The following is a 24,244-nucleotide window of genomic DNA, read 5'->3' as shown; positions in this document are numbered from 1 at the left end:
CGTGGGAGAAGGGAGGGTTGGGGCATGACGACACCGCAGAAGATCGCCCTGGTCACCGGCGCCAACAAGGGCATCGGCAAGGAGACGGCGCGCGGACTCGCGGCCCTCGGCACCACCGTGCTGATCGGCGCCCGCGACGCCGAGCGCGGCGAGGCGGCCGCCGAGGAGCTCCGCGCCGACGGCGCCGACGCCCGCTTCCTCCCGCTCGACGTCACCGACGAGAGCTCGGTCCGGGCCGCCGCCGAACGGATCGACGCCGCCTTCGGCCGCCTCGACGTCCTGGTCAACAACGCCGGGATCGCCGTCGGGCACCGCAGGCCGAGCGAGACCTCCGCCGCCACCGTCCGGGAGGTCTACGAGACCAACGTGTTCGGCGTCATCGCGGTGACCAACGCCGTGCTCCCGCTGCTGCGCCGCTCCGCCGCCGGACGCATCGTCAACATGTCCAGCGAACTCGGCTCGCTCTCCCACCTGTCCGACCCGGACGGCCCGTGGGCCCCCTACACCGCCGTCCTGCTCCCGTACTGCACCTCGAAGAGCGCGCTGAACGCGGTCACCGTGCTCTACGCCAACGAACTGCGCGCCGAAGGCATCCTGGTCAACGCGGTCAGCCCCGGCTACTGCGCGACCGACCTCAACCGGCACAGCGGGGTGCGCACGGCGGGGGAGGGCGCGGCCGTCGCGGTCGCCCTGGCGACGGTGGGCGAGGACGGCCCGACGGGCGCCCTGCTGACGGAGGACGGGCCGATCCCCTGGTGAGAGCGCGCCGCCCGTGCGCGGGCGAACGCCCCGCCGGTGCCGGAACCGCGCACCGGCGGGGCGTTCGAGCGGCCGGTCAGCCCAGGCCGTTGACCCGCTTGTACTCCAGCGCGTACGCCAGCTTGCCCGGCTTGGCGTCCGCGTACGGCTTGCTCAGCTTGCCGAACTCGCCCTTGTCGGCGGCCTTCCCGGCGTTCCACCGGTCCAGCGCGTCCAGGTCGCCGGCGGTGAAGCCGCTGTCGACCGGGGCGGTCCTCGGCAGTGCGGTCATCGCCCGGGTGGTGGCCTCGACCGCGGCCAGGTAGCTGGTCAGGTCGTTCCGGTCCCAGCCGGACAGGTCGACGCCGGAGCGGTCGCGGATCCAGCTGCCCCAGTAGAACTCCTGGAACGGCACCGAGTCCTGGGTGTAGCCGATGTCGCGGCCGAAGTAGAGCAGGCTGCGGTACGCGTCGTCCTGGAAGTTCGCCAGCCCGACCGAGCTCGGCAGCCGGTTGACCTCGACGGGGCGGCCCGCGGGGTCGCTCAGGTACACCCACTTGTTCGCCTGCATCTGCGCCCAGAAGTCCTTCCGGGTCAGCGTGCTCAGGTTGGCCAGCACCCGCAGCCGCACGTGCAGGTCCGCGCCGCCGTCCGGGGTCTCGTAGAACGAGGTCAGGGTGTGGTGGCCGTCCGTCAGGAACGGCTCGCCGCCCGGGCCGATCACCACGGTCTTCATCGCGGCGGTGCTGTCCGCGGTCTCGCCGCCCACCGGCAGCGCGCAGGTGAACGAGGACGGGTCGTCCAGGCGTGCGCCCGGCTGCACCGCGACCGCCTCGACCCGGCCGTCGGCCTCGCACCAGTCGCTGAACTTCTTGTTGATCGCGTCCTTGCCCAGCGTGTAGCGGCCGAGCTTGTAGTACACCTCGTCGTAGCCCAGCGACGGCTGGGTCGGGTGCACGTCGCCGATCCGCACGTCCAGCAACTGGCCCGGCCGGGCGCACAGGTACGGGGCGAACGGCGTGCTGCGGTTGTCGTGGCCGCAGAACGACGGCCGCTCACCCGGCGCGCCGGGCGCGGCGAACGCGGCCGGCGCGGTGGTGGCGACGCTGACCAGGGCCGCGCCGACCGCCAGCAGCGGCACGGCGGACGGGACTCGGAATCGCATGGTGCTCCCTGCGGGACGGCTGGATGTGGCCGTGAGCGTGCCAGCGACCGGCCAACACCCGGAGGCACCGCCGTGGACGCCGGGAGAACGCGGATGAACGATCCGACCGCGCCCCTCTCCCGTCCTACCGTTCTCCTGACGGCCCGCCCCGAGAGGAAGCACCCGTGACCGACCACGACGCGACCGCGGCCGAACTCGACCGGCGACTGGACGCCGTCCGCACCCCCGCCGAAGTCGACGCCTCCCTCGACCGGGGCGACCGGCTGGCCGGCACCGCCGTGATCCGGATGGTCCTCCGCTGCCCCGACCTCGCCCTGGTCGCCCCCCGGGTCGAGCGCGCCCTGCACGCGCCCGACCTCTACACCCGCCAACTCGGCTGCGTCGCCGCCGGGGACATGACCCGGGTCTTCGGCCGCCTCTCCCCGGGCATCTACGCCCGGCTGCGCGAACTCGGCCCACACCACGAGGCGCAGGACGCCGTCCTCGACGTCCTCACCTTCGTCCCGTGGGCCGAGCTGCCCCCGTGGTTCCGGTGGCGCCGGTGCGTGTCCGGGGTGCAGGGCCTGGGGCAGCGGCTGTACTACGGCTGCGCCGACCCGCTCGGCTCGCTCCTCCAGCGGGTCCGGCGCCGCCGCTGACCGGCCCGCCCCGGCTCAGCCCAGTTGCGCCAGGCCCTCGGTGGCGATCCGTTCGAAGACGCCGAGGTCGTTCTCGAAGATCGATCCGGGCACCGGCCAGTGGATCACCAGCTCGGTGATCCCCAACTCCCGGTACCGGCCGGCCCAGTCCACGAACGCGTCCACCGACTGCAGCGGCTTCTCCGCCGTCGACCCCTGCAGCAGCACCTTCTCCAACTCGCCGACGTCCCGCCCGGCCGCCTCGCAGGCCGCCGCCAGCTTCTCGACCTGCCGGGCGATCACCTCCGGCGCCTGCTCGACCGGCACGTCCGCCGGACCGCGCGGGTCCCCGTACGTCACCCAGCCCTGCCCGTGCTCGGCCGCCAGCTTCAGCCCGCGCGGACCGGTCGCCGCCACGTAGAACGGCACCCGCGGCGCCTGCACGCACCCGGGGACGTTCCGCGCCTCCACCGCCGAGTAGTACTGCCCCTCCCGGGTCACCGCGTCGTTGCGCAGCAGCGCGTCCAGCAGCCCCACGAACTCCCCGAACCGCGCCGCCCGCTCCTTCGCCGACCACGCCTCCTGCCCCAGCGCCGTCGCGTCGAACCCGACCCCGCCCGCCCCGATCCCCAGCGTCAACCGCCCGCCCGAGACGTCGTCCAGCGTGATCAGCTCCTTCGCCAGCGTCACCGGATGCCGGAAGTTGGGCGAGGTCACCAGCGTGCCGAGCCTGATCCGCTCCGTCGCGCACGCCGCCGCCGTCAGCGTCGGCACCGACCCGAACCAGGGCTCGTCCCGGAAGCTCCGCCAGCTCAGGTGGTCGTACGTGTACGCGGCGTGGAAGCCGAGTTCCTCGGCCCGCCGCCACACCTTCTGCCCCTCGCTCCACCGGTGGATGGGGAGGATCACCGTACTCAGTCGCATGGCCCGACACTATGCCGCCGAAGACCAGCCGGAACGTGCATACCGGCGGTATGCTTGCTTCATGGCGGCTACCACGCGCATCACGGTCACCCTGCCCACTGAGCAGGTGGCCGAGCTGAAGAAGCTCACCGACAACGTCTCCGGCTACGTCGCGGAAGCGGTGGCCCGGCAGATCAGGCACCAACTGCTCGCGGAGGAACTCCGTCAGTACGAGGAGGAGCACGGCGCGTTCACGGAAGAGGAGCTTGCTGCCGCGCACGCAAGGATCTTCGGTTCGTCCGAGCCGGGCAGCGGAGCGGCTGCCGCGTGAGCGTGCGGATCGAGACCGTCGTGCTGGACTCCCAGGGAATGTCCGCCTGGATCTCGCAGGACCGGGGCGTGCTCGCGATGATCAAGGCTTTCCACTCGATGGGGGCCGGCCTGGTCATTGGCGCCAACACCATCGTGGAGATCTCGCACGCCAGGGCGAACACCGCTCGCCTGAACTGGGTGCTCTCGCAGGTCAGGATCGAGCCCGTGACCGAGCACGCGGCCAGAGCCTCCGCGGCGCTTCTCAAGCAGGCGGGTCTGCACGGTCACAAGTACGCCATCGACGCCACCGTCGCCGAGATGGCGCTCCGCCAGCCAGGTCCGGTGGCCATGTTGACCTCGGACGTCGACGACATGGCCAAGCTCTGCGGTGACCGGATCCAGCTCATCGCGATGTGAGCCGACAGCAGGTCAGGGCGTTCACGGCCGCGTTCCCGCAGGTCAGTGCGTGATGGGTGAACGAGGCTTGACCGAGGTCACCAGCGTGCCGAGCCTGATCCGCTCCGTCGCGCACGCCGCCGCCGTCAGCGTCGGCACCGACCCGAACCAGGGCTCGTCCCGGAAGCTCCGCCAGCTCAGGTGGTCGTACGTGTAAGCCGTGTGGAAGCCGAGTTCCTCGGCCCGCCGCCACACCTTCTGCCCCTCGCTCCACCGGTGGACGGGGAGGATCACCGTACTCAGTCGCATGGCCCCGACCCTACGCGAGCCGCTACGGGTGAGGACCGGGCAACGCGGAGCGAAGGCGCCAGGGCGATCGCTAACGTGGTGCCGTGGACTCGGACGCGCGCGTGTTTGCCAACCTGATCGACCGCAGTGCCGAGTTGAAGGGTGAGTTGGTTGCCTTCGGGCAGAGCGCGCGCTTCGACCGGTGGCTGACGCCGCTGCTGCTGGAGGCCGCCGGCCCGGAGCTGAAGTTGGACGAGACCGAGGCGATCCGGATCATCGACCACTTCCTCCTGCGGTACCGCCTACCGGACGGTGCGACCGTGGTGGACCGGTTCGTCGCCGGACGGCGGGACCTGACCGAGGCTGACCGGGAGCTGTTGCTCGGCTGGCGCGAGCCGGTCGAAGGGATCTTCGAGGTGCGGCGCAAGGACGGCGACGCCGTCGTCCTGCTGAACCTGGTCGACGACCTGGAGTACCGCACGTACTCGAACGTCGGGCAGGCCGCGTTCCGCGGCGTGTCCGAGGGAGGGTTCCTCCTCACCTGCCTGGTGCCCCTCGTCCCGGCCGACGGGGCCTGGCTGGTCTCGGGCGCCATGGAGCACTACCTCGGGGCCGGCGCCGCCGAAATCGCCCAGGCCGCGCTCCACCTGGCAGTCAGTCGGCCCGAACTGGTCTTCCGCAACCCCGAGAAGATCGAACAGGGCTGGCAGCAGATGCGGGAGGACCGGACCGCCTTCGTCGAGTTCTGCGGCGCCGGCGAACTCGTCCTCTCCCCGGGCGACGCCGAGGAACTGCTGAACGCCTACTACCGGCACCGGCAGGAGACCACCGCTGCTGCGCACCCCGGCCGCGCACGGGGAAAGCGGCTGCCCGATCCGGACTTCCCGTCCTTCGAACTGCCGCCCGACCTCGCGGACGCGGACACCGTCGGCATCATCTACGACGAGATCGACGGGCTCAACTTCTACGCCGACTACGGGATGCTGCGAGACCTGTTCGCCGACCCGAACCTGACGGGCCGCCGGAAGCACCAGGACCTGCTGCGCACCTACCTGCGCGAGGACTCGATCACACCACTGCCGATCCGCCGCCTCGCCGCCGCCCACCCGGGGACCGTCGACACGGTCTTCCGGAAACTGCTGCGGCAACCCGGATTCAGCTGGGCCGAGCACGGTGAGGAACTGCTGCGTCGGCGCAAGCCCTGGTACTACGAGAACGAGCCCCGCCCCGGTGTCTCCGTGATCGGCGATCGCCTCGCCGAACTCGCCGCCGGTCGGCGGTAGTACCGGGCGGTGCACTGCCGTCGGGATCGCCCGGGTCTCCGGAATGCGGAGCGTCGCCGCACGATTCACAAGTGGTGTACTACAATTTTCCCATGGATGCTCCCCGCGCCGGCAAGACCCGGGTCACCAGCGTCTCCCTGCGCGCCGAGACGCTGGAGGCGATCCGCGCGCGCGCCGGGAAGCAGGGGGTCTCCTCGTACATCGAGGAGGCCGTGCAGCGTCAGCTCCAGCGCGAAGCCATCGACGAGTACATCGCCACCGCTGAAGCGGAGCACGGCCCTGTTGATCCGGCCGAAGTGGCGGCCAGAGTGGAACGCATCCGCACCCACCACGCCGCCCGGCGCGGCAGCTCGGCTCCGGCGGACGCGGCGTGAGCGGAACGCTCGTCCTCGACAGCGAAGCGCTCTCCAAGCTCTCCCGGCGCCACCGTGACATGACGGTCTGGCTGGACGTCGCCCGCACCCTCGACCTCCTGGTCGTCACCAGTGCGGCGACCCTGGTGGAGGCCCGTGATCCGAAAGTGCCGCAAGCCGCGTTCGACCACGCCGTCTCCCTGGCCAAGGTGCGCCCCGTCACGGAGGAGATCGCACGCGCCGCGAGCAAGCTCCTTGCGACCGAAGGGTTGCACGGCCACAAGTACGCCATCGACGCGATGCTCGCGGCCACGGCCCACCTTGAACGCGGCGACGTCACCGTGGTCACGAGCGACACCGACGACCTCCGCCGACTCTGCCACCCACGGGTGGCGGTCGAGCCGATCTGAGCACCCCACTCGACGACCTGCCGCGTCTTCGCAGGTCAGATCGTGATGGGTGAACGAGGCTCGACCGAGGTCACCAGCGTCCCCGGACTGATCCGCTCGGTCGCGCACGCCGCCGCCGTCAGCGTCGGCACCGACCCGAACCAGGGCTCGTCCCGGAAGCTCCGCCAGCTCAGGTGGTCGTACGGGTACGCGGCGTGGAAGCCGAGTTCCTCGGCCCGCCGCCACACCTTCTGCCCCTCGCTCCACCGGTGGACGGGGAGGATCACCGTACTCAGTCGCATATGGGCGACCCTACGTCGCGGGGCGGCCCCCGCCCTCCCAGGCGCAGCCACGGTGCCGTCTCCGGCCGACCCGTCCCCCTCTGCTCCGCTCACCCGCCCCGACCTTTCCTCGCAGGGCCTCGGTGGTCAGATGCCCTTCCTTGACGCTGTCGGGCGGGCACTTGACCGGACACGTCCAGCGGGTTCCCCAGGCAGTCCCGCCGCCGGCTCTGGCGGGAGGATCGTCACGCCGCGCGGAGGGACGCCCGGAACTCGTCGTCCGTGATCTCGCCGGTGAGCCATGACCAGACTGTCCTGGCGGCTCTCCGGTCAAGGCCGAGGGCCTCCCTGGCGGCACGCAGGAACAGCCCGTTCGCGGTGGTGGCGTAGCGGCCGGAGCTCCGGAAGCGCAGGCAGGCGTCGGCGGGCTCGAACCCGTCGGCGACCAGCAGGGAGAACGCGGCCACGTCGTCGTCGAAGCGTGACCGCGCACGGATCCGTACACCGTATGCGGACTCGAACTCCTCGCAGAAATGCCGGGCGGCGTACGACGGACTGTTCCGCAGCCACCACTGGTCGTTCGGGAAGGACAGGAACGACTCCTGGGTCAGCACCTGCCGGACATCCACGTCGGCCCGCTCGACGGCGTCGCGGACACCGTCGGCTTCCGGGCCGGTCAGTTCCGGCAGGACCTTCGAGAGGACGGTCCGCAGCGACAGGTCGTTGAGGTAGTCCTCAAGGTCCCAGGGGAACCCGGCCGTGCAGTCGGCGGCGAACCGCTGCCACTGGTTCAGGGCCTCCCGAGGGGAGGTCTCGGTGCGCCACCCCTGTTCGGCGAAGGCGAGTGAGAACTCCCGATCGAAATCCGATCCCACTATCTGTTGCTCTCCTTCTCCATGTACTCGAGCGCGTCGTCCGGCCGGAAGAAGTTGGTGATCTTACCGTTCTGGCCGAACACGAGGCGGCCCGTGGGCGTGTGCAGGCGGAGGACGGCGCCGTCGCTCGCGCGAACCGCCTCTCTGATGTCAGGGCCCAAGGGACGGTTCATCAAGTCCTCCGCGTCCTGCTCGTACCGGCCGAAGCCGTCGTCGTTCTTGTCCCGGTCCTTGTACTCGGGCATGTCGGCCTTCTCCCCGGGACGCTTCCCCTGTCCCAGGACGTGCTTGTCGTACTTTGCGTCGATGTTCTTGGGATCCCACCGCATGGGCGGTCGCGGCGGGTGCGGGGAGAGGCCGAGCGGGTCGGACCAGGTGTGCGGGTTGTGGACGTAGGTGTCCGAATTCGGTGCGGGAGCGAGGCCGAGCGGGTCCGGGGACGTGTAGCGGGCGGTCTCCGGGTCGTAGTACCGGTGCAGGTTGTAGTGGAGCCGCGTCTCCGGGTCGAAGTACTGGCCGGGGAAGCGCAACGGTGTGTACGCGGCGCTGTCGCTGGGCCAGGTGGTGTTGCCCCACAAGGTCGCGAGGCTCCTCCATGACACGGTCTCGGTGGTCGGGTCGACGAGTTCGGTGGGTGTGCCGACGAGGTCGGTGACGATGGCGAAGAACCGGCGGTCGACCTGGTCCTGCGAGGCGCTGTTGGTGGTGATCGTCTCGGTCTGGGCGAGCGGGTGCCGCCCCTGGTGGTCCCAGCTGAGCGTGTAGGGTCCGGGCAGATACGGGGCGTGGGTGGTCTGCTCAGCGAGGCGCGAGCCGTCCCAGGTGAACTCGACGCGCTCCTCGACCGTCGAGCCGTCGGCTGCGAGCCGTTCCTTCGAGATGCGGCGACCGAGCGGGTCGTAGCGGTAGCGCCAAAGGGTGCCGTCCGGGGTGACGACGCCGGTCAGCCGGTCTTCGGCGTTCCACGTGTAGCGCCAGGTGTCGCGCTTGCCGGAAAGGCGCGTCTTCTGCCGGAGAACCGTGCGCCCCGAGGCGTCGTACTCGTAGCGGACCCGGCCGGCGGTCGCGAGCTGGGTGCCCTCGTAGGTGCGGGCACCGAGGGCGGCACCCGCCGATTCACCGGCGGGCCAATGAGCGTCGACGAGGTTGCCGGTCTGATCGTACGCGTAGCTCTCGGTCCAGGTCTCGGCCCGGACGGCGGTCACCCGGCCGGCCCTGTCCAGCTCGAAGGTGCGCTCGCCGCCGACCTGGGCGGTGATACCGACGAGACTGTCGTCGGCCTCGTAGTGGTAACTGCGTCGTTGCAGGGTGGCGGACCTGCTGCGGAGGGCCTGGCCGGTGAGCCGGTGCCGCCCGTCCCAGGCGCTGGTGAGGGTCAGGGTGCCGCTGACGGTTCGTTCGTACTCGCGGCCGCCGGCGTCGTAGGCGAAGTCGAACTTGCCTCCGGACGTGGACAGTTCGGTCGGCCGGCCCTCCGCATCGTAGGTCCAGGTGCTGGTGTGCCCGGTCGGGGTGATCTGCCGGGTCCGGCGGCCGAGGACGTCGCGCTGTTGAACCAGGGTGCGCCCGTTGACGGTCTCGCTCAGCAGATTGCCGAGCGCGTCGACGGTCCGGGAGATCTCCGCGTCCGGATTGGCAGCACCGATCAGGTGTCCGGCAGCGTCGTAGTCGTATGTCGTGACACGATCATCGATCTCTTTGGTGACGACCCGGCCGAGCTGGTCGTACCGGTACCGGGTCTGCTGGCCGAGGGCATCGGTCACCTCCGTCAAGCCACCGGCCGCGTCGTACCCGCAGGTGGTACCGCGCCCTTTGAAGTCGCTCTCGGCGATGACCCGTCCGGCCGGATCGTAGCCGTAGGTCCACTGTCGACCGAGCGGATCGGTGACTGCCGTCAGCTGCATGTTGGCGTCGTAGTCGAAGGTGTAGCGGGCGCCGTCGGGGGTGGTACGGGCGGCGAGGGTCTCGAAGTGGGTGTACTCGAAAGTGGTGGTACGGCCCAGTTGGTCGGTGTGGGTGAGCCGGTTCCCCTCGCCGTCGTACGTCCAGGTCCGGGTGGCGCCGTCGGGGGTGGTCCGGCTGACCAGGTGACCCTCGACGGCCCAGGTCATGCGGGTGACACCACCGAGAGGATCGGTGATGGCGACGGTGCGTCCGAAGACGTCGTGCTGGTAGTAGGCGGTGGCCCCCGTGGGGCCGGTCACCTCGATCGGAAGGCCGGCCGGGTTGCACCGAAGCCGGGTGACACCGCCGAGCCCGTCCGTGACCGAGACCGGGTGACCCAGGTCGTCGTAGTCGTACTGAGTGGTGGCGCCGAGCGGGTCGGTGAGCGTGAGTCGGCGACCGCTCTCGTCATAGGTCTGCTCCCAGGTCACACCGCCGGGCATCGTGATGACGGTGGGCAGGCTGAACCGGTCGGTGTACTGCGCGGTGGACTCTTCGCCGTCGGGGCGGGTGATGCGGACGAGGTCGCCGGCGCCGTCGTAGTCGTAGCGGGTGGTGCGGCCGAGGGGATCGGTCTCGGCGAGGAGGCGGTCGTACTCGTCGCGTTCGTAGGTGGTGGTGTGGCCGAGCGGGTCGGTCACGGCGGTGATCTGGGCGTGGTCGTTGACGGTGTAGGTGGTGGTGTGGCCGAGGGCGTTGGTTTCGGTGTGGGTGCGCAGGCCGGTGGCGGGGTCGGGGTCGGAGTAGGTGAAGGTGAAGCGCAGGGCGCCGGTGGTGCCGCCCTCGTCGGTGACGCGGCCGAGGTGGTCGTAGGTGTAGCGGTACTGGGAGTTGTTGCGGTCGGTCCAGGAGGTGAGGCGTCCGGTGGCGTCGTTGGTGAAGCGCATCGGCTTGCCGGAGGAGTTGTAGACGGCGCTGAGGTGGCCGTCGGTGTAGGAGTAGCGCATCAGGAGCGCGTCGCCGCCGCTCTCGGTGGCGTTGGCGAGGCGCAGGGCGGTGATGCGGTCGTTGTCGACGGTGACGAGGAGCCGGTAGCCGCCGGAGTGGGTGATCGAGAGCGGGACGCCGTCCTCGTCGTAGGCCAGGGTGTAGTGGCGGCCGTGGCGGTCGCGGACCTCGGTGAGCAGGGCCTCGTCGCCGTCGGGGGTGGGGATGAAGGTCTTGACCAGGCCGGTGGAGGGGTCGGTGACGGTGAAGCGGCCTTCGACGAGGTCGAGTTCGTGTCGGGAGCCGGCCGAGGCGTGGACCGGGTCGCCTGGTTCGGGGTGCGGGTACGCCTGGGTGATCCGGTCCGGGCGGACGTGGACGACGCCGTCGGCGTCGATCTCCAGGCGCTCGTCGAAGGTGCAGATCCAGCGCGTGCCCATCCAACGGCCCGTCTGCAGACCGGAGTCGAAGCTGCGGGTGAACAGCAGCGGCAGCGAGCCGGGCAGCGAGGCGTCGACCTGGTCGATGTACATCCGGCCGGTGGCCATGTCGACGGGCTCGCCGCCGCCGCAGCGGGTGTCCTGCGGGCGGCCCTCGGTGCGGGGGCTCTTGACCTGGTCGCGGCCGCGGCCCCTGGGGTGCGAGCCGCCCCGGCCCGGCCGCCGCCCGCCGCCCGAACGCGGGTGCGGGACGCCGTCCCTGCCCTCGCCGCGCATGATCTTCGCGAGGTCCTTGGCGTGCTTCTCCTCGACCTCGCGGACGTTCTTGGCGACCTTCCTCATGTTGTCGCCGGCCTTGCGGTAGAAGCCCTTCAGCGCCTTCCCGGCGTCCTCGGCCAGCGTCTTGCCGAGCTTCTGCGCCGCGTGCTCCAGCGCCCTGACGATCTGGTTGCTCATTCGAAGCTCACCCCCGCAACCTTCGACTGGAACACCTCGGCGTGCCCGGCGACGGTCTCCGCGTGGTCGTGCATCATCCGCGCGTGCTCCTCCAGCGCGTCCGGGTCGATCCGGAACCCGCTGCCGCCGCCCCCGCCGCCGGACACCCCCAGCGCGGACTCCGCCGCCTGGAACACCAGCCCGCTCACCGCGTTGGCGACCGTGTCCACCAGCGGGCCGATCGCGGCCTCCACCACCTGGGCGATGATGTACTGCTCCAACTGCTGCTCCAGGTAGTTGATCAGACGCTTCGCGGCCTCCTCGATCGCCAGCACCGCGGCCTCCGCGATCCCGAAGGTGGCCACCGCTGCGGCCTGGTCCGCCACCAACGCCGCCGCCAGCGCGACGAGTTCGGCGATCGTCTCGACCTTCATCGCCACGATCACGCCCGCCGCGACGTCCAACGCCTCCGCCACCACGTGGCACGCCTGCACCAGCTCGTTCAGGTGCCGGTCCGAGACCGACGCCCACTTCGCCAGCAGCGCCTCGTACGACGCCCCCTCGTACGCCTCGCCCAACCGCTGCACCGTCGCCGTCGACTCCTGGTGCGAGGACTCGACGTTCTGCGCGAACTCCCGCACGTGCGCGGCGAACTCGCGCACCCTGTCCTCGTTCACCGTCGGCCAGTTGATGCCGAAGAACGACAGCAACTCCACGACCTCACCCGGCAGTTCGATCGCCACGCCAAGCCCTCCCCCGAAGACGAACGCACGTTCGCCCGACCCTAGCCAGCAACGGCGGCCGACAGGCGGACTTTTCCCAGTCTTGACCGTGGACGGGAAGCCTCCGTTCACGGGCGGGGCACGACTGTCGGCCGGCTCCGACGGACGCCCTGACCGGGACGGGCTCGCGATGATCAGGGTTCTCCACTCGACGGAACCCCCTGGTGATCGGCGCCGACGCCACTGTCGCCGAGAGGGCGCTCCGCCAGCCGGGGCCGGTTGCCGTGCTCACCTCGGACGTCGACGACATGGCCGAGCGGTGAGGGTCGGCACCGAGCAGAACCAAGGCTCGCCCCGGAACGACAGCCACGACAGGTGGTCGTAGGTGCACGCGGCGTGGAAGCCGAGTTCCTCGGCCCGCCGCCACACCTTCTGCCCTCGCTCCACCGGTGGACGGGGAGGGTCACCGTACTCGGACGCATGTCGGCGTCCCTACGTCACCAAGGACCAGTGGGTCCCCCACGAATCGTCCTGTGCTTCGAGGAAGTAGGCGATCCGATCGGTGTCCGGCTTGACCCCCAGGAGCGGGGCGACCGCTGCGAGCTGACTCTCCGAGAGCGGGAAGGACGACCCGACCAGGTCGGGGTGCGGTCCGACCAGCCGTGCCGCGTCGTCCTCGGTGAAGCTCGCGGGCAGCTCCCGTTCCACCACCACGGAGTCGCTGTTCCGGTCGAAACCGAGTACCGCCCAGATCATTTCACGCACTTCCGCCCTGGATCGGAGCCCTTGAGCTGCTGTTCGGAGACAGGATCGTAGGCGCCGAGGTGCTTGCCCTGCTTGGTGCACTTCCCGATCTCACCGTGCCGCGAGTCCCACTCGTGGATGTGCCTCCCGTCCTCCCGGCGGGGCCGCAGGTTGCCGCCGCCACCCGATCGCTTCTTCTTGGCGTGACCGGGCGGGTCGGTGAGTGCGGTGGTCGGTCCGGCCCGGTCGGTGACGGTGGGGACGGGGCTTCCGTCGTAGGTGAACGTCGCCTCCAGGGCCCCGCCCGACCCGTGCCCCTTGCCGACCCGGTCGGCCGCGCGTCGTAACCGTAGCTGACCACGGTGGTGCCGAGCCCTACGCGCGCGGTCCGGTGGCGCGACGGGTCACGACGAGGGCGGGGCGCTCTGGACCACCCGGTCCGGGTGCGCGCGGGGCGGGCGCCTGGCTGGCGACCAGGTCCCGGTAGGGGGCGCAGCGCCCCAGCAGGGTGCGGTGGTCGCCGGCGTCGAGGACGGCGCCCTGGTTCATCACGACCACGTGCTGGGCGTCCTGCACGGTGGAGAGCCGGTGGGCGACCACGATGACGGCCCGGGTGGCGGCGAGACGGCCGACGATGCCGCGGAAGCGCTGTTCGTTCAGGCCGTCGAGCTGGCTGGTGGGCTCGTCGAGGAGGATGATCTCGGCGTCCGAGAGGAGCGCACGGGCCAGGGCCATCCGCTGTCGTTGCCCGCCGGACAGGTCGGCCTCGCGTCCGATCGGGGTGTCGAGGCCCTGCGGCAGACGGGCGACGTCCTCGCCGAGTCCGACGGCCTCCAGCGCGGCGTCGAGGTCGTGGTCGGTGGCGGTGCTGCGGCGTCCGAGCTGGAGGTTCTCCCGGACGGTGGCCTCGAGCAGGGTGAACGCCTGGTCGACGTAGGCGATCCGGGCCCGGAGGGCGTCGAGCGGCCAGTGGGCGGCGTCGTGCCCGAGGACGGTGATCGAGCCGCTCGACGGGTGGATGAACCGGTCGATCAGGGCGAGCGTGGTGCTCTTGCCCGCACCGGAGGCGCCCACCACGGCGGTCAGACCGGTGCGGGCGGTGGTGAAGGAGACGCCGCGCAGCGCGGCGTCGGTGGCACCGGCGTGGGTGTAGCTGACGCCGCGGAAGACCACGGCGGGCGCGTCCGGGACGGGGACGGGCGCGGGCCGCGCCGTGTCCTGAGGGTCGGCCTCGGGCGGCAGGGCGAGCAGGTCGTTGCAGCGGTCGCGGGCGGCCAGACCGGCCTGGAGGCGGCCGAAGCCGGTGGCGAGCGTGCTGACCGCCGGGACGGTCTGCAGGAGGTACAGCAGGAACGCCGCGAACGCACCGACCTCCAGGTCCCCGGAGGCCAGCCGGGCACCGCCGGTGAGGATCACGGCGATCATCGCGAACTGGTTGCCGAGGGTCAGCGCCGCAGGAACGAGGGCGCTCAGCCTCGCGCCCTGCAGCGACACCACCCGCAGCCGTTCGGCGTCAGCGGCGAGGGCCCGCGCGGCCACCGGCTCGGCGCGGTACGCCTTGACGGTGGTCAGGGCGTCGAGGGTGGCGGTGAAGCGCTGGGCGATCCGGCCGACGGCGTCCTGCTGCCCGGTCACGTTGCCCTTCATCCGGCGCACGATCAGCAGCACCAGGGCGGTGAGCACGCCGAGCGCGGCGACCGTGACCGCGGTGAGGACCCAGTCGATCCACACCATCACGAGGAGCGTCGCCAGGACGGTCAGGGCGGCCAGTGGCAGTTGGGTGGCGACCTCGACGACCTGGCGCAGCAGCAGCGCGTCGGAGGTGATCCGGGCCGCGAGCTCGCCGACGCCCTGGGCGCGGACCACGGCCAGCGGCAGCCGCAGGGTGTGTTCCATCAGCCGGGTCCGCAGCCGGTACGCCAGCCGCTCCCCGATCCTGGCGAGCAGGAAACCCGAGCCGGTCTGGGCGAGCGCGCCGGCGACGGCCGCCGCGCACATCAGCAGCACGTCGGGGCCGAGCGGGCGGTGGGCGGAGAAGTCGGCGATGACCTCCTGAACCAGGAGCGGGAGGGAGAGGCCGGCGCCGGTGGCGGCGAGGGCGAACAGCAGGGCGCAGAACAGCCGGACCGGGTGGGAGGTGAGTTCGCGGCGCAGCCGGAGCCGTGCCGGGTCGGCGGTGCGCGGGGTGGTCCGGGGGGAACGGTCGACGGCCACGGCCAACCTCTCTGCTCGAACGGGACTCGGTTCGTGGGCGGCACCGGGTGCGCTGCTCGGCGGGGCGCAGGCGCGGGGCCGGGCGGGGCGCGGCCCGGACGTGGATCGGGCCGCAGCGGTGAGCTGCGGCCCGGAGACCGGCCGGGCCCCGTGGTGCGAGGGACCCGACCGGCGTTCCTGCCCTTCCGCGCCGCGAACGGTGCGGGATCAGATCACAGGCAGAGGAGGGTGCTGACCGTGCTGGTCCCACAGTTGAGGACGCTCAGGGAGCTGGTGCTGGCGAGGGTGTCGTCGATCGGGGCCGCCTCGGTCTCGGGCAGCTCCATGGTCTGGAGGTCGAGGATCGCCATGACGTTTCTCCTTCTCACTACAGTGACCCACCCGGCCGGACGGCCGGGAGTTCGGTGGGGGCGCGGGGTGCGCCCGGTGGTGGCGTGCGGCCGTTCCCGCCGCGGTGTCAGTCCTGCCCGCCGGCGCCGGTCCAGGGCAGGAACCGTGTCCCGGCCAGGGCCGTGCCCAGGGCGAGCAGGATGCCGGCGGAGCCGGTGGCCAGGTCGGCGGACAGCCGCAGCAACTGGTCGCCGGGGAAGGCGGGGTGGCCCCGGTAGGTGGTCTGGTGCAGGGTCAGCAGGGCACGGTGACGGTCGAGCAGCGTCCGGTCGTCGGGGTCCGCGGCCCGGTGCTGGGTGAGCGCGAGGTAGCCGATCAGTCCGGCCCGACCGTTGAACAGGCCGGGCTGGATGATGAATTCGGGTGCCGCGGCGCCGCGGATCGCCGCCTGGTGCCGTCCGGCGGGACTGTCCGGCCGGTGGGCGAGCAGGGCGTCGACGGCGAGCCCGATGCCGGTGCTGCCGGTCTCGACGTACGGCAGGACCCGGCGCCCGTCGACGACCTGGACGGTGCCGTCGGCGACGGCGGCGCAGCGGTCGAGGTCGAGCTCGAGGAGTGCCTCGGCCTGGTCCAGCAGGGCCCGGTCCCCGGTGTGCTCGGCCAGCCGGACGAGGGCCAGGGCGGCGCCGGAGGCACCGGCGAGCAGTCCGGCGCGCCGCCCGGGATCCGCCCGTCCGGCCTTCTCCAGGGTGGCGGCCGCGGAGCGGGCGAGGGCGAGGGCGTCGTCCAGGTGCCGTTCGTCGCCGGTGACGGTCGCGAAGTGCAGCAGGGTCAGGGCGATGCCGGGCGCGCCCGTCGCCAGCCCGGTGCCCGGGTCCCCGTCGGCCCGTTCGTCGGCCGCTCCGCGGCTCTGCCGGGTGCCCGGCGGGGCCGCGCGTTCGAGCAGGCCGAGGGCCGTCTCGCGTTCGCCGAGCAGGTCGAGGACGTACGCGACGCCGTGGCCGCCGTGGTACAGGCCGGGCGTGGTGCCGCGGGTGCGGGCGGCGTCGGTGAGCCAGCGGACGTGGCCGGGGTCGACGGCGGCTCCGGTGACGTGCAGGGCGTACAGGACGCCCGCGGCGCCGTGGGCGATCCCGAGCCCGCCGTGGGTGAACTGGGCGACGTCACCGGGGAACAGCCGGTCGGCGCGGTCGGGGGTGGCCGTGGCGGTGATCCCGTCGGCCAGGGCGTCCCTGATCCGGGGCCAGTCCGGTTCCGCCGCGGCCAGCAGGGCGTGCGCCTCGGCCCGCCCCCGGCCCAGCGCGGGCCGTTCGGCGCGCCCGTCGTGCGGGGCGGCGCCGAGGTAGCGGCGGATCGGGTCCGTGAACCCGGCCGGGACCGGGAAGCGGGCCTCGATCGCGTCGGCGAGTTCCCCGGCCTTGCCGGGGTCGAGCGCGGGGAGCTGTGCCAGCGGGTAGAACAGCCAGAGCCGGACCGCCGCGAGCGCGTAGCGGTCGATCTCCGCTCCGGTGTAGCCCCTCGGTGCGGTGAAGCCGGCGGCCCCGAGCGCCGGGCGGACGAACTCCTCCACGGTGCTGGCCAGTTCGAAGTCGATGAAGCAGAGCTCGCCGTCCGGGCGCAGGATCAGGTTGCGGGGGTGGAGGTCGCCGAAGACCACTCCGCGGGCGTGGAGGCCGGCCAGGGTCCGCTCCAGCCGGTCGACGATCCCGAGGGCGTCGCGGGTGTAGGCGGCGACGGCTTCCGGGCCGGCGTCCGGGTGGACGAGCGGGTACTCGGCGGTCAGCCACTCGCTGAGCGATCGGCCCTCGACGTACTCCTGGACCAGGAACTCGTGCTCCCAGACCGTCAGCAGCCCGTACTGCTCGGGCACTCCGGGCAGGCCGGCGAGCCGGGTCAGGATCCGGTGCTCGTTGCGCAGCCGGGTGACGGCGTCCACCCCGCGCTGGTCGAGGCCGGCGAACGGCCGGGCCTCCTTGAGCACCACCTGCGGGCCGTCCCCCTCGGCGGCGCGGCCCAGGTAGACGCCGCCGGCGTTGGAGAAGTGCAGCACCCGCTCGACGATGTAGGGCAGTTGGTCGTCGTGCTGGGCGGCGCGGGCCGCGACGGCGGCGGCCACGAAGGACGGCACCGGCGCCCAGTCGGGGACGGCGAACCCGGGCCCGCGCACGTCGGGCACCTGTCGGCCGTCGGGGCGGGTGAGCGCGAGCACCCGTTCCCCCGCCTCGTTGCGGCAGTACTGCTCGGCGAAGCCGCCGTACCGCAGGTAGAGCGGCCCTTCGCCCCAGCGCAGGTCGCTGAGGACGTAGGGGCCGCGCCGACCCGCCAGGAGGGCGCCGAGGCCGTCGAGACACCGCTCCAGCGCGTGGTCGTCGACCGGGTAGATCGTGCAGAACTTGCCGCTGGCACCACGCGCCGCGTACTTGGAGTTCTGGACCTGGAGGATCGGCAGTCCGCGCAGGAACTTGAAGGCGATCCGCTCGCGCAGGCAGTACGCGAAGACCGTCTCCAGCACCTCTTCGGCGTCCTCGGCGCACGAGGACACGTGGACCTTCCAGCCCTGGTCCGGCAGCCGCACCCCGGTGGGCCTGACGACGGCCCAGATCTCCAGGTCGCCGCGCTCCCAACCGGCCGGCAGCGGGCGGGTGACGGCGTCGAACTCCTCGGCGGCCCCCCAGCGGCGGGGCGAGTCGTAGAAGAGCGGGTCCGCGTAGGCGTACGCCTCGTAGCGGTTGTCCAACGAAACCTCCTCGGCGCGGGGGTGCGGACGGGCCGTGACGCCGGGTCGGCGGTGAGGGAAATCCCTTCGCCGTCGATGCGACAACCAGAAGTATTTATTCCCGATGATTCCGTGGGCAACGGAGTGCGGATTCCGTTCCGGCGCAATAAACGCACCGGGCGCGTGCTTCGTCCCCCGGACGATCCGTAGCGCCGACATGTGCGCCCCTGCTGGTGCGCCGCCTTCTCCGTCGCCGACCACGGGCTCGGCCGGCCGTCGGTCCGGCCCCCGAACACCGTCCTGAGCTGCCGGTTGGAGGACGTCCGCGGCCCCGGCCGCCCGGTCGCCGGAGCCCGGTCGCCGGGGAGCCACCGGCGCGCGAAGGTGCCATCACCTGCGAACGAGAGAATGCACGAGATTCGCTTTCTTGTTCACACAAATGCCTTCCACCGGCCGGTCCGGCGAATCCGCACCGGGCCGAACCGGATCCGACACTGCACGTGGAGGCGTGAACCCGGTGTCTCCGCAACCGGTGAACGCCCCTGTGGACTCCTCGACGACGGGCGCCCGCGAAGAGCACGCGGCGACGTCACCGTGAACACCGGCGACACGGACGGCCTACAACGGTTCCGCCGCCCGGTCTCCGGGCCGTCCGCCCTGACCGGGCCTCGTTCACCCCCCGGCGGGGACGGCGTCCGGGCCGGGACCGGTGACCGTGACGCCGGGCCCGTAGCGGGCGGCGAGCCGGTCCCGGGCGGCGTCCGGGTCCTCGACGGTGACCCTGACGGTGCCGAGCGCGGGATCGGGGCCGACCTCCGTGACGCTGACGCCCTCCTCCTGCAGCCCGGGCACGTCGGCGGCCACCCGGCGGGCGAGGTCGTCGAGTTCGACCGCGGTGCGGGGGGAGTCCGCGAAGCGCAGGCGCTCGCCCGGGAACTCCCGGGCGAGCGCCTGCTCCAGGGCGGCGGCACCCCGCGCGACCCGGTGCACGGTCGTGCCGTCGCGGTCCACGGTCAGGCCGCTGAACACCTCGGGGAACTGTCGACGCGCGAACTCCGCGACGGCCGCGCTCCTGTCCCCGGCAGTCGGCGTGCCCGCCCCGGGCGGGGACGCGCTCGCCGGGAGGGAGGGCTTGGTCGCCGCACCCTCCGGACTGCCGGCCGTCCCGCAGGCGGCCAGAGCCAAGGAAGCGGCCAACAACCTTGCGTGGTAAGCGAGTTGACGATTCCAAAGAGGAGTCATGACTTCACCGTAACCGTTCGGTCAGAGCGTGGCCACGGAGACTCCGAGACCGGAGGTGACCGCGTCGATGTTGATGTGGAAGGAACGCGTGGAACAGATGCGCCCGTCAGAGGTGCGGCCCACGCAGGCGCCCTGGTAGGAGCCGGTGGACACCATGGAGATCAGACCGCGGGCACTGACCGTCTGCAGGTCGCTGTTCACCCCGGCGACCGGTCCACCACTGTCCCCCTGCCCGACGCTCGCGACGCCCTCCTCGTTGACGGCCCAGAAGCCGGGGCCGTGCGTCACGCCGTCCGCCACCGCGTACTGGTTCACCGCGGTGACCTTGAGCACGGAGGCGCCGGACCACGAACCGGAGGCGAAGACGTACGACCCCACCCCGGGGTTGGCCGCGCCGGTCACGGCCGCACCGCTGGAGGAGTTGGTGTCGCCGACGTAGACGACGGGCGCGTAGGAGCTCCCGGTGATCACCACGGAGTCGAGGGTCGTGTTGCCGCCGTCGCTGGTGCCGACCAGTGCGTCGCCGTAAGGAGTGCGCCACTCCTCGTTGGTGCCGCAGTGCTGGGCGGTGAGGAGGCCCGAGGTGCCGTTGGGCTTCGTCACGGAGAACGCGGTGGTGCAGTAGGTGTAGTGGCGGAGGATCGGGTCGGTCAGGCGGTCGATGGCGTTGCCGCCCCAGAACGGCGACGTGTCGTCCCAGCGGCCGTAGGCGGGGACGGCCTCCGGCTCGACGACGTACCGGACCGGGATGCCGCTCCGGCCTGCCGCGAGCTGCGCCGCCAGCGTGCTGACCGGCGATGCGGCCGACACCTCGATGGCCGAGAAATCGGCCGACGGCCCGATCCGGGAGGCCGCTGCGCCCGACGCCGCGACGGAGTCGGCCAGCTCGCGGGCCGCCCGGTCCAGTTCGGCGAGGGAGAACGCGGTCGGCCGTATCGTCACGGCGACCGGGGAGGCGTCGACCAGCTTCTGCACCTGGGCCGGAACGCGGCCCTTCCAGTGCACGGTGAGCCCGTCGGGAGTCACGGTCAGGCCGGTGAACCCGGTCGACGGCTGCGTGCGAGCCAGCACGGTGATCCGGTCGGCCAGTTCCTGGGCGGCGCTCTGGTCCCGGACCTTCTGGGGGGCGATCGCCCCGAGCGCCGGGCCGGCGGCGGGGCGGACGGGTTTGTCGCGGGGGCGGTCCTTTACCGGCTCTTTGTCAATTCATGAGCCTGGCACGGGATTTGATTGAACGGGGTCGAACTTCCGAAGCTTCTCGGCATGTGAGAAACGCGGCCGGCGGTATCGCCCGATCCGTCCGAGAGGTTCGGTTCGCACGCGTGCCGTCGGCTCGGGAGGCCGCGGCACGGTGCGAAGCACCACGCTGTCCGCGCGGGCCAACTGCTCATCGGTGTCCGCCTGTTGGACGCCCCCGGCGTGGTGGCCTGCGGATTCCGGCCGGGGTCGATATCGGCAGGACCGGCCGTGCACGCATCGATACCATGCGCGCATCCGAGCCGCTCGTCCGAAGCACGAGCGGCTGCTGCGTCATCCGAGGGGGGAAACATGAGCAGACGCCTGCTCAAGTCGTCGGTCTTCCTGACAGCGTCCGCACTCTTCGCCGGGCTCGCCCAGGGGCCGGCCTTCGCGGCCACTCCGTCCGTCTGGGTCCAGAGCGCCTCCGACCACGTCTTCTCGTCCTCCGTGCGGCCGTCGGCGCCGGTCACCGGCATCGCGTTGTACGCGGCCCGCAACGAGGTCCAGGCCGCGCAGATCGCGGTCCGCTCGACCTCGAACGCGACCGGGGTCTCGGTGGTGGCCGGTGACCTCACCGGTCCCGGCGGAGCGAGCATTCCGGCCGCCGACATCACGGTGTCGTCGGAGTACAACCACCCCAACGTCAACAAGCCGGGCGCGCAGACCCAGAACCCGCCCGACGGAAGCAGCAACTACTACGACGCCCTGGTCGAGAACACCCCGAGCGCGCTGGCCGCCAACTACACGCAGCCGTACTACTACAGCGTCGCCGTCCCGACCGGGCAGGCGCCCGGCGTCTACTCCGGTACGGCCACCGTGCAGAGTTCGCTCGGCAACGTGTCCGTCCCGGTGAGCGTCACCGTGTACGACGTCACGGTGCCGCCGACGAACCGGTCGACCTTCCGGATGAACAACTGGTTCACCTCGGCGGGTTGGGACTACGCGGGCACCGAGCAGGCCATCCCGCTCCAGTACGGCGTCAAGATGTACGACGCCAACTGGTGGAAGGTCATCGGCAACATCGCGGCCGACCACGCCAAGCACCGCAACAACGTGATCTGGGCGGACTTCCAGGCGCTGCTGATCCCGAACTCCAGCCAGGACGCGAACGGCAACTACACCTTCGGCTGGGACACGTACGACCGTTTCATCCAGACCTTCATCGACGCGGGCGCGCTCCAGTACATCTACCAGACGCCCCTGATCGGCGGGACCTACGGCTCGCCCCAACTGCACGAGCTGCAGAACGTCAACGGCGTGCTCGGCCACGTCCGGGCCCCGGCCAACACCGCCGCCGCCACGGCCTACCTCGACACGGTGTTCGCCGCCCTCAAGGCCCACCTGGACAGCAAGTGCCTCGACACCACCCCCACCTGCGCGCCGGGCCGGCGCTGGAGCGACGTCCTCTACATGAGCGCCGTCGACGAGCCGACCAACGCGGACACCGCGCAGATGGCCGCGGCCAACTGGCTCTACGACCGGTACCACGCCCACTTCCCGGGCGGGATGACCAACGAGGCCCAGTACAACATCGCGCCGAGCGACCACCAGCGGCTCTCCACGCTGACGCCGGTCGGCAACGACACCGACTTCGACGCCCACTACGCCTACTACCAGAGCCAGCGCCTGGCCGGCAAGGACCTGTGGCTGTACGACGCCGACCACCCGATCGACGACCACCTGAACCGCTTCATCAGCTACCCGCTGGCGGAGTCGCGGCTCATCCCGCTGATGGAGTCGAGCGTCGGCGCGGTCGGCTACCTGCACTGGGGCTGGAACTACTGGGTGGACCCGCTCGACTGGAACGACTACAGCAAGGGCTTCGTCACCCTCGACACCTTCAACTACTCCAACCAGGTCACCGCGAGCGCCAGTAGCGGCAACTACATGCTGGTGCGTCCCGACAAGGCGACCTACGGCATCTACGACAGCGTGCGCAGCGAGGCCCAGCTCTACGGCCTGCAGGACTACGAGCTGCTGCACCAGCTCTCCGCGGTCAAGCCGGTGACCGCCCGGGCCCTGCTCAACACGCTGGTCACCAACACCACGACCTACGACACCTCGGGCGCCGACATCGACCAGCGCCACAAGCAGATCCTCGACGCCCTGGTCGCGCCGGGCGGCGACGCGAGCTTCCCGTTCGCGGACGACTTCAGCTCGGGCAACGACGCCAACTGGCGCCACCTCAACGGCTCCTGGTCCGTCACCGCCGACCCCGCGTACGTCCAGAGCAGCACCGGCACCGCTTCCTGGGACGTGGTGTCAGCCGTCGCCGGCCGTGCCTACCGGGACGTGGCGGCCGCGGTCGACCTGCAGATCACCGGGGTCAACACCGCGGACGGCGGCAACAGCAACTGGGCCGGTCTGACCGTGCACAGCCTGAACCCGACCGACACGGACTCGGGATACCTGGTCGCCGTGCGCAACAACGGCGGTCTGTTCGTCTACCGCAGCGGCACCCAGCTCGCCTCGACCACCGTCCCCGGCTACACGGCCGGCCAGCCGGTGCACCTGCGCGTGGTCACGCGCGGCAGCACCATCCAGGTGTACGCCAACGGAACCGCCCCGCTGCTCACCGTCACGGACGGCAGCTTCCCGGTCGGCAGCATCGGCCTGGCCACCGGTGGGGCGAGCGCCAAGTTCTCGAACGTGCGGATCAACCCGATGGTGAATCCGGTGGAGGCCGCCGCGGTCACCGTCTCCAGTTCGTACGAGGCCGACGGCTGGAGCGCGGGCGCGGCCGTGGACGGCGCCAAGGGGTCGGGCCCGGCCTCCATGGGCTGGTCCAGCGCGCTCGGCACCACCCCCGCCCGCACCGAGTGGATCACCGCCGACCTTGGCACCGCCAAGCCGCTCAGCCGGATCGACCTGTTCCCGCGCAGCGACGGCGCCAACACCGGGATGGGCTTCCCCGTGGACTTCACCGTCCAGGTCTCCGCGGACAACACCAACTGGACCACCGTGGCCTCGGTGACGGGCAGTCCCCGGCCGGGCGCCGGAGCCCAGTCCTTCCCGTTCGCCACGACCGACGTCCGCTTCGTCAAGGTGACCGGCACCAAGCTGAGCACCGACCAACTCGGCCACTACTACATGCAGTTCGCCGAGATCCAGGCCGCGGGGGGCGACCTCGCGCTCGGCCGTCCGGTCAGCGCCTCCAGCTCCGTCGACGACTACGGCGCGGGCTGGGTCCGCCCGGCCCTGACGGACGGCTCGGTCGCCTCGAACCTCGGGTACTCGATGGGGTGGAGCAGCCGGGCGAGCACCGCGACCGGAGCGGAGTGGGCGACGGTCGACCTCGGCGGTGCCACTCCGGTCAGCAGGGTCGACCTCACGGCCCGGACCGACGGCGCCAACACCGGACTGGGCTTCCCGGTCGACTTCACCGTCCAGGTGTCACCGGACAACGTGAACTGGACCACGGTGGTCACCCGGACCGGGTACCCGCGGCCCACCACGGCCGTCCAGAGCTTCACGTTCCCCGCGGTCACGGCCCGGTACGTGAAGGTCAGCGGGACGAAGCTCAGCGCCGACCAGTTCGGCACGTCCTACCTGCAGCTCGGTGAGATGTCCGTGAGCAGCTGAGACCAGCCTTCCGGCCGGCCCGCGGGCCGGCCGGAAGCGCTCCCGGTCGCCCACCAGGTCGCGCAGGGAGCGGACCGGTGCGGTGGTCCGCCCGTGCGGGGCCGGGGTC

20 protein-coding genes and 4 pseudogenes are annotated in these 24,244 nt (G+C 71.6%); 9 read left to right on the top strand and 15 right to left on the bottom strand.

Annotation, left to right across the window (positions count from 1 at the left end; translation table 11 throughout):
- Nucleotides 1–24 precede the first annotated feature (24 nt).
- Entirely contained in the window at nucleotides 25–759 is a 735-nt protein-coding gene (locus QSK52_RS04215) for an SDR family NAD(P)-dependent oxidoreductase (protein WP_285733719.1), read from the top strand.
- Nucleotides 760–835: 76 nt separating this feature from the next.
- Here QSK52_RS04215 and QSK52_RS04210 read toward each other — a convergent pair whose 3' ends face one another.
- Nucleotides 836–1,903, bottom strand: coding sequence for a ParB/Srx family N-terminal domain-containing protein (locus QSK52_RS04210; protein ID WP_285733717.1), 1,068 nt, complete (start codon nucleotides 1,901–1,903; stop codon nucleotides 836–838).
- A gap of 164 nt (nucleotides 1,904–2,067) precedes the next feature.
- Here QSK52_RS04210 and QSK52_RS04205 point away from each other — a divergent pair, with 164 nt between their 5' ends.
- Nucleotides 2,068–2,541, top strand: coding sequence for a hypothetical protein (locus QSK52_RS04205; RefSeq protein ID WP_285733715.1), 474 nt, complete (start codon nucleotides 2,068–2,070; stop codon nucleotides 2,539–2,541).
- Between the two features lie 15 nt (nucleotides 2,542–2,556).
- Here the strand turns inward: QSK52_RS04205 and QSK52_RS04200 are convergent, their stop codons facing one another.
- A complete protein-coding gene (locus tag QSK52_RS04200; RefSeq protein WP_285733714.1) occupies nucleotides 2,557–3,444 on the bottom strand; it encodes an LLM class flavin-dependent oxidoreductase in 888 nt (295 codons plus the stop codon).
- 61 nt (nucleotides 3,445–3,505) lie between these two features.
- Here QSK52_RS04200 and QSK52_RS04195 point away from each other — a divergent pair, with 61 nt between their 5' ends.
- Together QSK52_RS04195 and QSK52_RS04190 are read left to right on the top strand one after the other, a co-directional pair.
- The gene (locus tag QSK52_RS04195) at nucleotides 3,506–3,754 is read left to right on the top strand and encodes a type II toxin-antitoxin system CcdA family antitoxin (RefSeq protein WP_030906175.1); all 249 of its coding nucleotides are present in this window, start codon (nucleotides 3,506–3,508) and stop codon (nucleotides 3,752–3,754) included.
- Nucleotides 3,751–4,152 (top strand): DNA-binding protein, encoded by a 402-nt coding sequence (locus QSK52_RS04190; protein WP_285733711.1) that lies wholly within the window; start codon nucleotides 3,751–3,753, stop codon nucleotides 4,150–4,152. The genes QSK52_RS04195 and QSK52_RS04190 overlap by 4 nt, the downstream gene beginning before the upstream one ends.
- A gap of 48 nt (nucleotides 4,153–4,200) precedes the next feature.
- On the opposite strand, the pseudogene QSK52_RS04185 reads toward QSK52_RS04190, so the two are convergent.
- Nucleotides 4,201–4,440 (bottom strand): annotated as a pseudogene (locus QSK52_RS04185) (LLM class flavin-dependent oxidoreductase); the annotation flags it as partial.
- A gap of 83 nt (nucleotides 4,441–4,523) precedes the next feature.
- Between QSK52_RS04185 and QSK52_RS04180 the strand changes: the two are divergent.
- The 3 genes from QSK52_RS04180 to QSK52_RS04170 all read left to right on the top strand — a co-directional run bounded on the left by QSK52_RS04180 (nucleotide 4,524) and on the right by QSK52_RS04170 (nucleotide 6,465).
- Entirely contained in the window at nucleotides 4,524–5,702 is a 1,179-nt protein-coding gene (locus QSK52_RS04180) for a hypothetical protein (protein ID WP_285733707.1), read from the top strand.
- A 92-nt stretch (nucleotides 5,703–5,794) separates the two neighbouring features.
- A complete protein-coding gene (locus QSK52_RS04175; protein ID WP_285733705.1) occupies nucleotides 5,795–6,076 on the top strand; it encodes a hypothetical protein in 282 nt (93 codons plus the stop codon).
- Entirely contained in the window at nucleotides 6,073–6,465 is a 393-nt protein-coding gene (locus tag QSK52_RS04170) for a type II toxin-antitoxin system VapC family toxin (protein WP_285733703.1), read from the top strand. The genes QSK52_RS04175 and QSK52_RS04170 overlap by 4 nt, the downstream gene beginning before the upstream one ends.
- A gap of 38 nt (nucleotides 6,466–6,503) precedes the next feature.
- On the opposite strand, the pseudogene QSK52_RS04165 reads toward QSK52_RS04170, so the two are convergent.
- The 4 genes and pseudogenes from QSK52_RS04165 to QSK52_RS04150 all read right to left on the bottom strand — a co-directional run.
- Nucleotides 6,504–6,746, bottom strand: a pseudogene (locus tag QSK52_RS04165) (LLM class flavin-dependent oxidoreductase); the annotation flags it as partial.
- Nucleotides 6,747–6,970: 224 nt separating this feature from the next.
- The gene (locus QSK52_RS04160; protein ID WP_285733701.1) at nucleotides 6,971–7,600 is read right to left on the bottom strand and encodes a hypothetical protein; all 630 of its coding nucleotides are present in this window, start codon (nucleotides 7,598–7,600) and stop codon (nucleotides 6,971–6,973) included.
- Nucleotides 7,600–11,367 carry an RHS repeat-associated core domain-containing protein gene (locus tag QSK52_RS04155; RefSeq protein ID WP_285733699.1) on the bottom strand — a complete coding sequence of 1,256 codons (3,768 nt, stop codon included), beginning with the start codon at nucleotides 11,365–11,367 and terminating at the stop codon, nucleotides 7,600–7,602. The genes QSK52_RS04160 and QSK52_RS04155 overlap by 1 nt, the downstream gene beginning before the upstream one ends.
- A complete protein-coding gene (locus QSK52_RS04150; RefSeq protein WP_285733697.1) occupies nucleotides 11,364–12,089 on the bottom strand; it encodes a WXG100 family type VII secretion target in 726 nt (241 codons plus the stop codon). The genes QSK52_RS04155 and QSK52_RS04150 overlap by 4 nt, the downstream gene beginning before the upstream one ends.
- 215 nt (nucleotides 12,090–12,304) lie before the next feature.
- Here QSK52_RS04150 and QSK52_RS04145 point away from each other — a divergent pair.
- Nucleotides 12,305–12,391, top strand: a pseudogene (locus tag QSK52_RS04145) (DNA-binding protein); the annotation flags it as partial.
- Here QSK52_RS04145 and QSK52_RS04140 read toward each other — a convergent pair.
- The 8 genes and pseudogenes from QSK52_RS04140 to QSK52_RS04110 form a co-directional block, all read right to left on the bottom strand.
- A pseudogene (locus QSK52_RS04140) lies at nucleotides 12,384–12,550 on the bottom strand (LLM class flavin-dependent oxidoreductase); the annotation flags it as partial. The pseudogenes QSK52_RS04145 and QSK52_RS04140 overlap by 8 nt on opposite strands.
- A gap of 10 nt (nucleotides 12,551–12,560) precedes the next feature.
- Complete coding sequence (locus QSK52_RS04135; RefSeq protein ID WP_285733695.1) at nucleotides 12,561–12,824, bottom strand: DUF7683 domain-containing protein; 264 nt, start codon at nucleotides 12,822–12,824, stop codon at nucleotides 12,561–12,563.
- On the bottom strand, nucleotides 12,821–13,108 hold the full coding sequence (locus QSK52_RS39425; protein ID WP_352230269.1) for a colicin E3/pyocin S6 family cytotoxin: 288 nt from the start codon (nucleotides 13,106–13,108) through the stop codon (nucleotides 12,821–12,823). Before QSK52_RS39425 ends, QSK52_RS04135 begins: the two co-directional genes overlap by 4 nt.
- Nucleotides 13,109–13,187: 79 nt before the next feature.
- On the bottom strand, nucleotides 13,188–15,026 hold the full coding sequence (locus QSK52_RS04130; RefSeq protein ID WP_285733693.1) for an ABC transporter ATP-binding protein: 1,839 nt from the start codon (nucleotides 15,024–15,026) through the stop codon (nucleotides 13,188–13,190).
- A 212-nt stretch (nucleotides 15,027–15,238) separates the two neighbouring features.
- Nucleotides 15,239–15,376, bottom strand: coding sequence for a SapB/AmfS family lanthipeptide (locus QSK52_RS04125; protein WP_176189324.1), 138 nt, complete (start codon nucleotides 15,374–15,376; stop codon nucleotides 15,239–15,241).
- A 107-nt stretch (nucleotides 15,377–15,483) separates the two neighbouring features.
- Nucleotides 15,484–18,093, bottom strand: coding sequence for a class III lanthionine synthetase LanKC (gene lanKC / locus QSK52_RS04120; RefSeq protein WP_285733688.1), 2,610 nt, complete (start codon nucleotides 18,091–18,093; stop codon nucleotides 15,484–15,486).
- Nucleotides 18,094–18,744: 651 nt separating this feature from the next.
- The gene (locus tag QSK52_RS04115) at nucleotides 18,745–19,269 is read right to left on the bottom strand and encodes a hypothetical protein (RefSeq protein WP_285733686.1); all 525 of its coding nucleotides are present in this window, start codon (nucleotides 19,267–19,269) and stop codon (nucleotides 18,745–18,747) included.
- Nucleotides 19,270–19,335: 66 nt separating this feature from the next.
- Nucleotides 19,336–20,385: a hypothetical protein gene (locus tag QSK52_RS04110; RefSeq protein ID WP_285733685.1), complete on the bottom strand. Its 1,050-nt coding sequence runs from the start codon at nucleotides 20,383–20,385 to the stop codon at nucleotides 19,336–19,338.
- 477 nt (nucleotides 20,386–20,862) lie between these two features.
- Between QSK52_RS04110 and QSK52_RS04105 the strand changes: the two genes are divergently transcribed.
- Nucleotides 20,863–24,135, top strand: a complete 3,273-nt coding sequence (locus QSK52_RS04105) for a discoidin domain-containing protein (protein WP_285733682.1) — start codon at nucleotides 20,863–20,865, stop codon at nucleotides 24,133–24,135.
- Nucleotides 24,136–24,244: the final 109 nt, after the last annotated feature.

The sequence above is a fragment of the Kitasatospora phosalacinea genome, from assembly GCF_030268885.1.
GTDB classification, from domain to species: Bacteria; Actinomycetota; Actinomycetes; order Streptomycetales; family Streptomycetaceae; genus Kitasatospora; species Kitasatospora phosalacinea_C.
The sequence above is the reverse complement of the archived record's forward strand: the minus strand, read 5'-3'. Positions and strand labels throughout refer to the sequence as shown.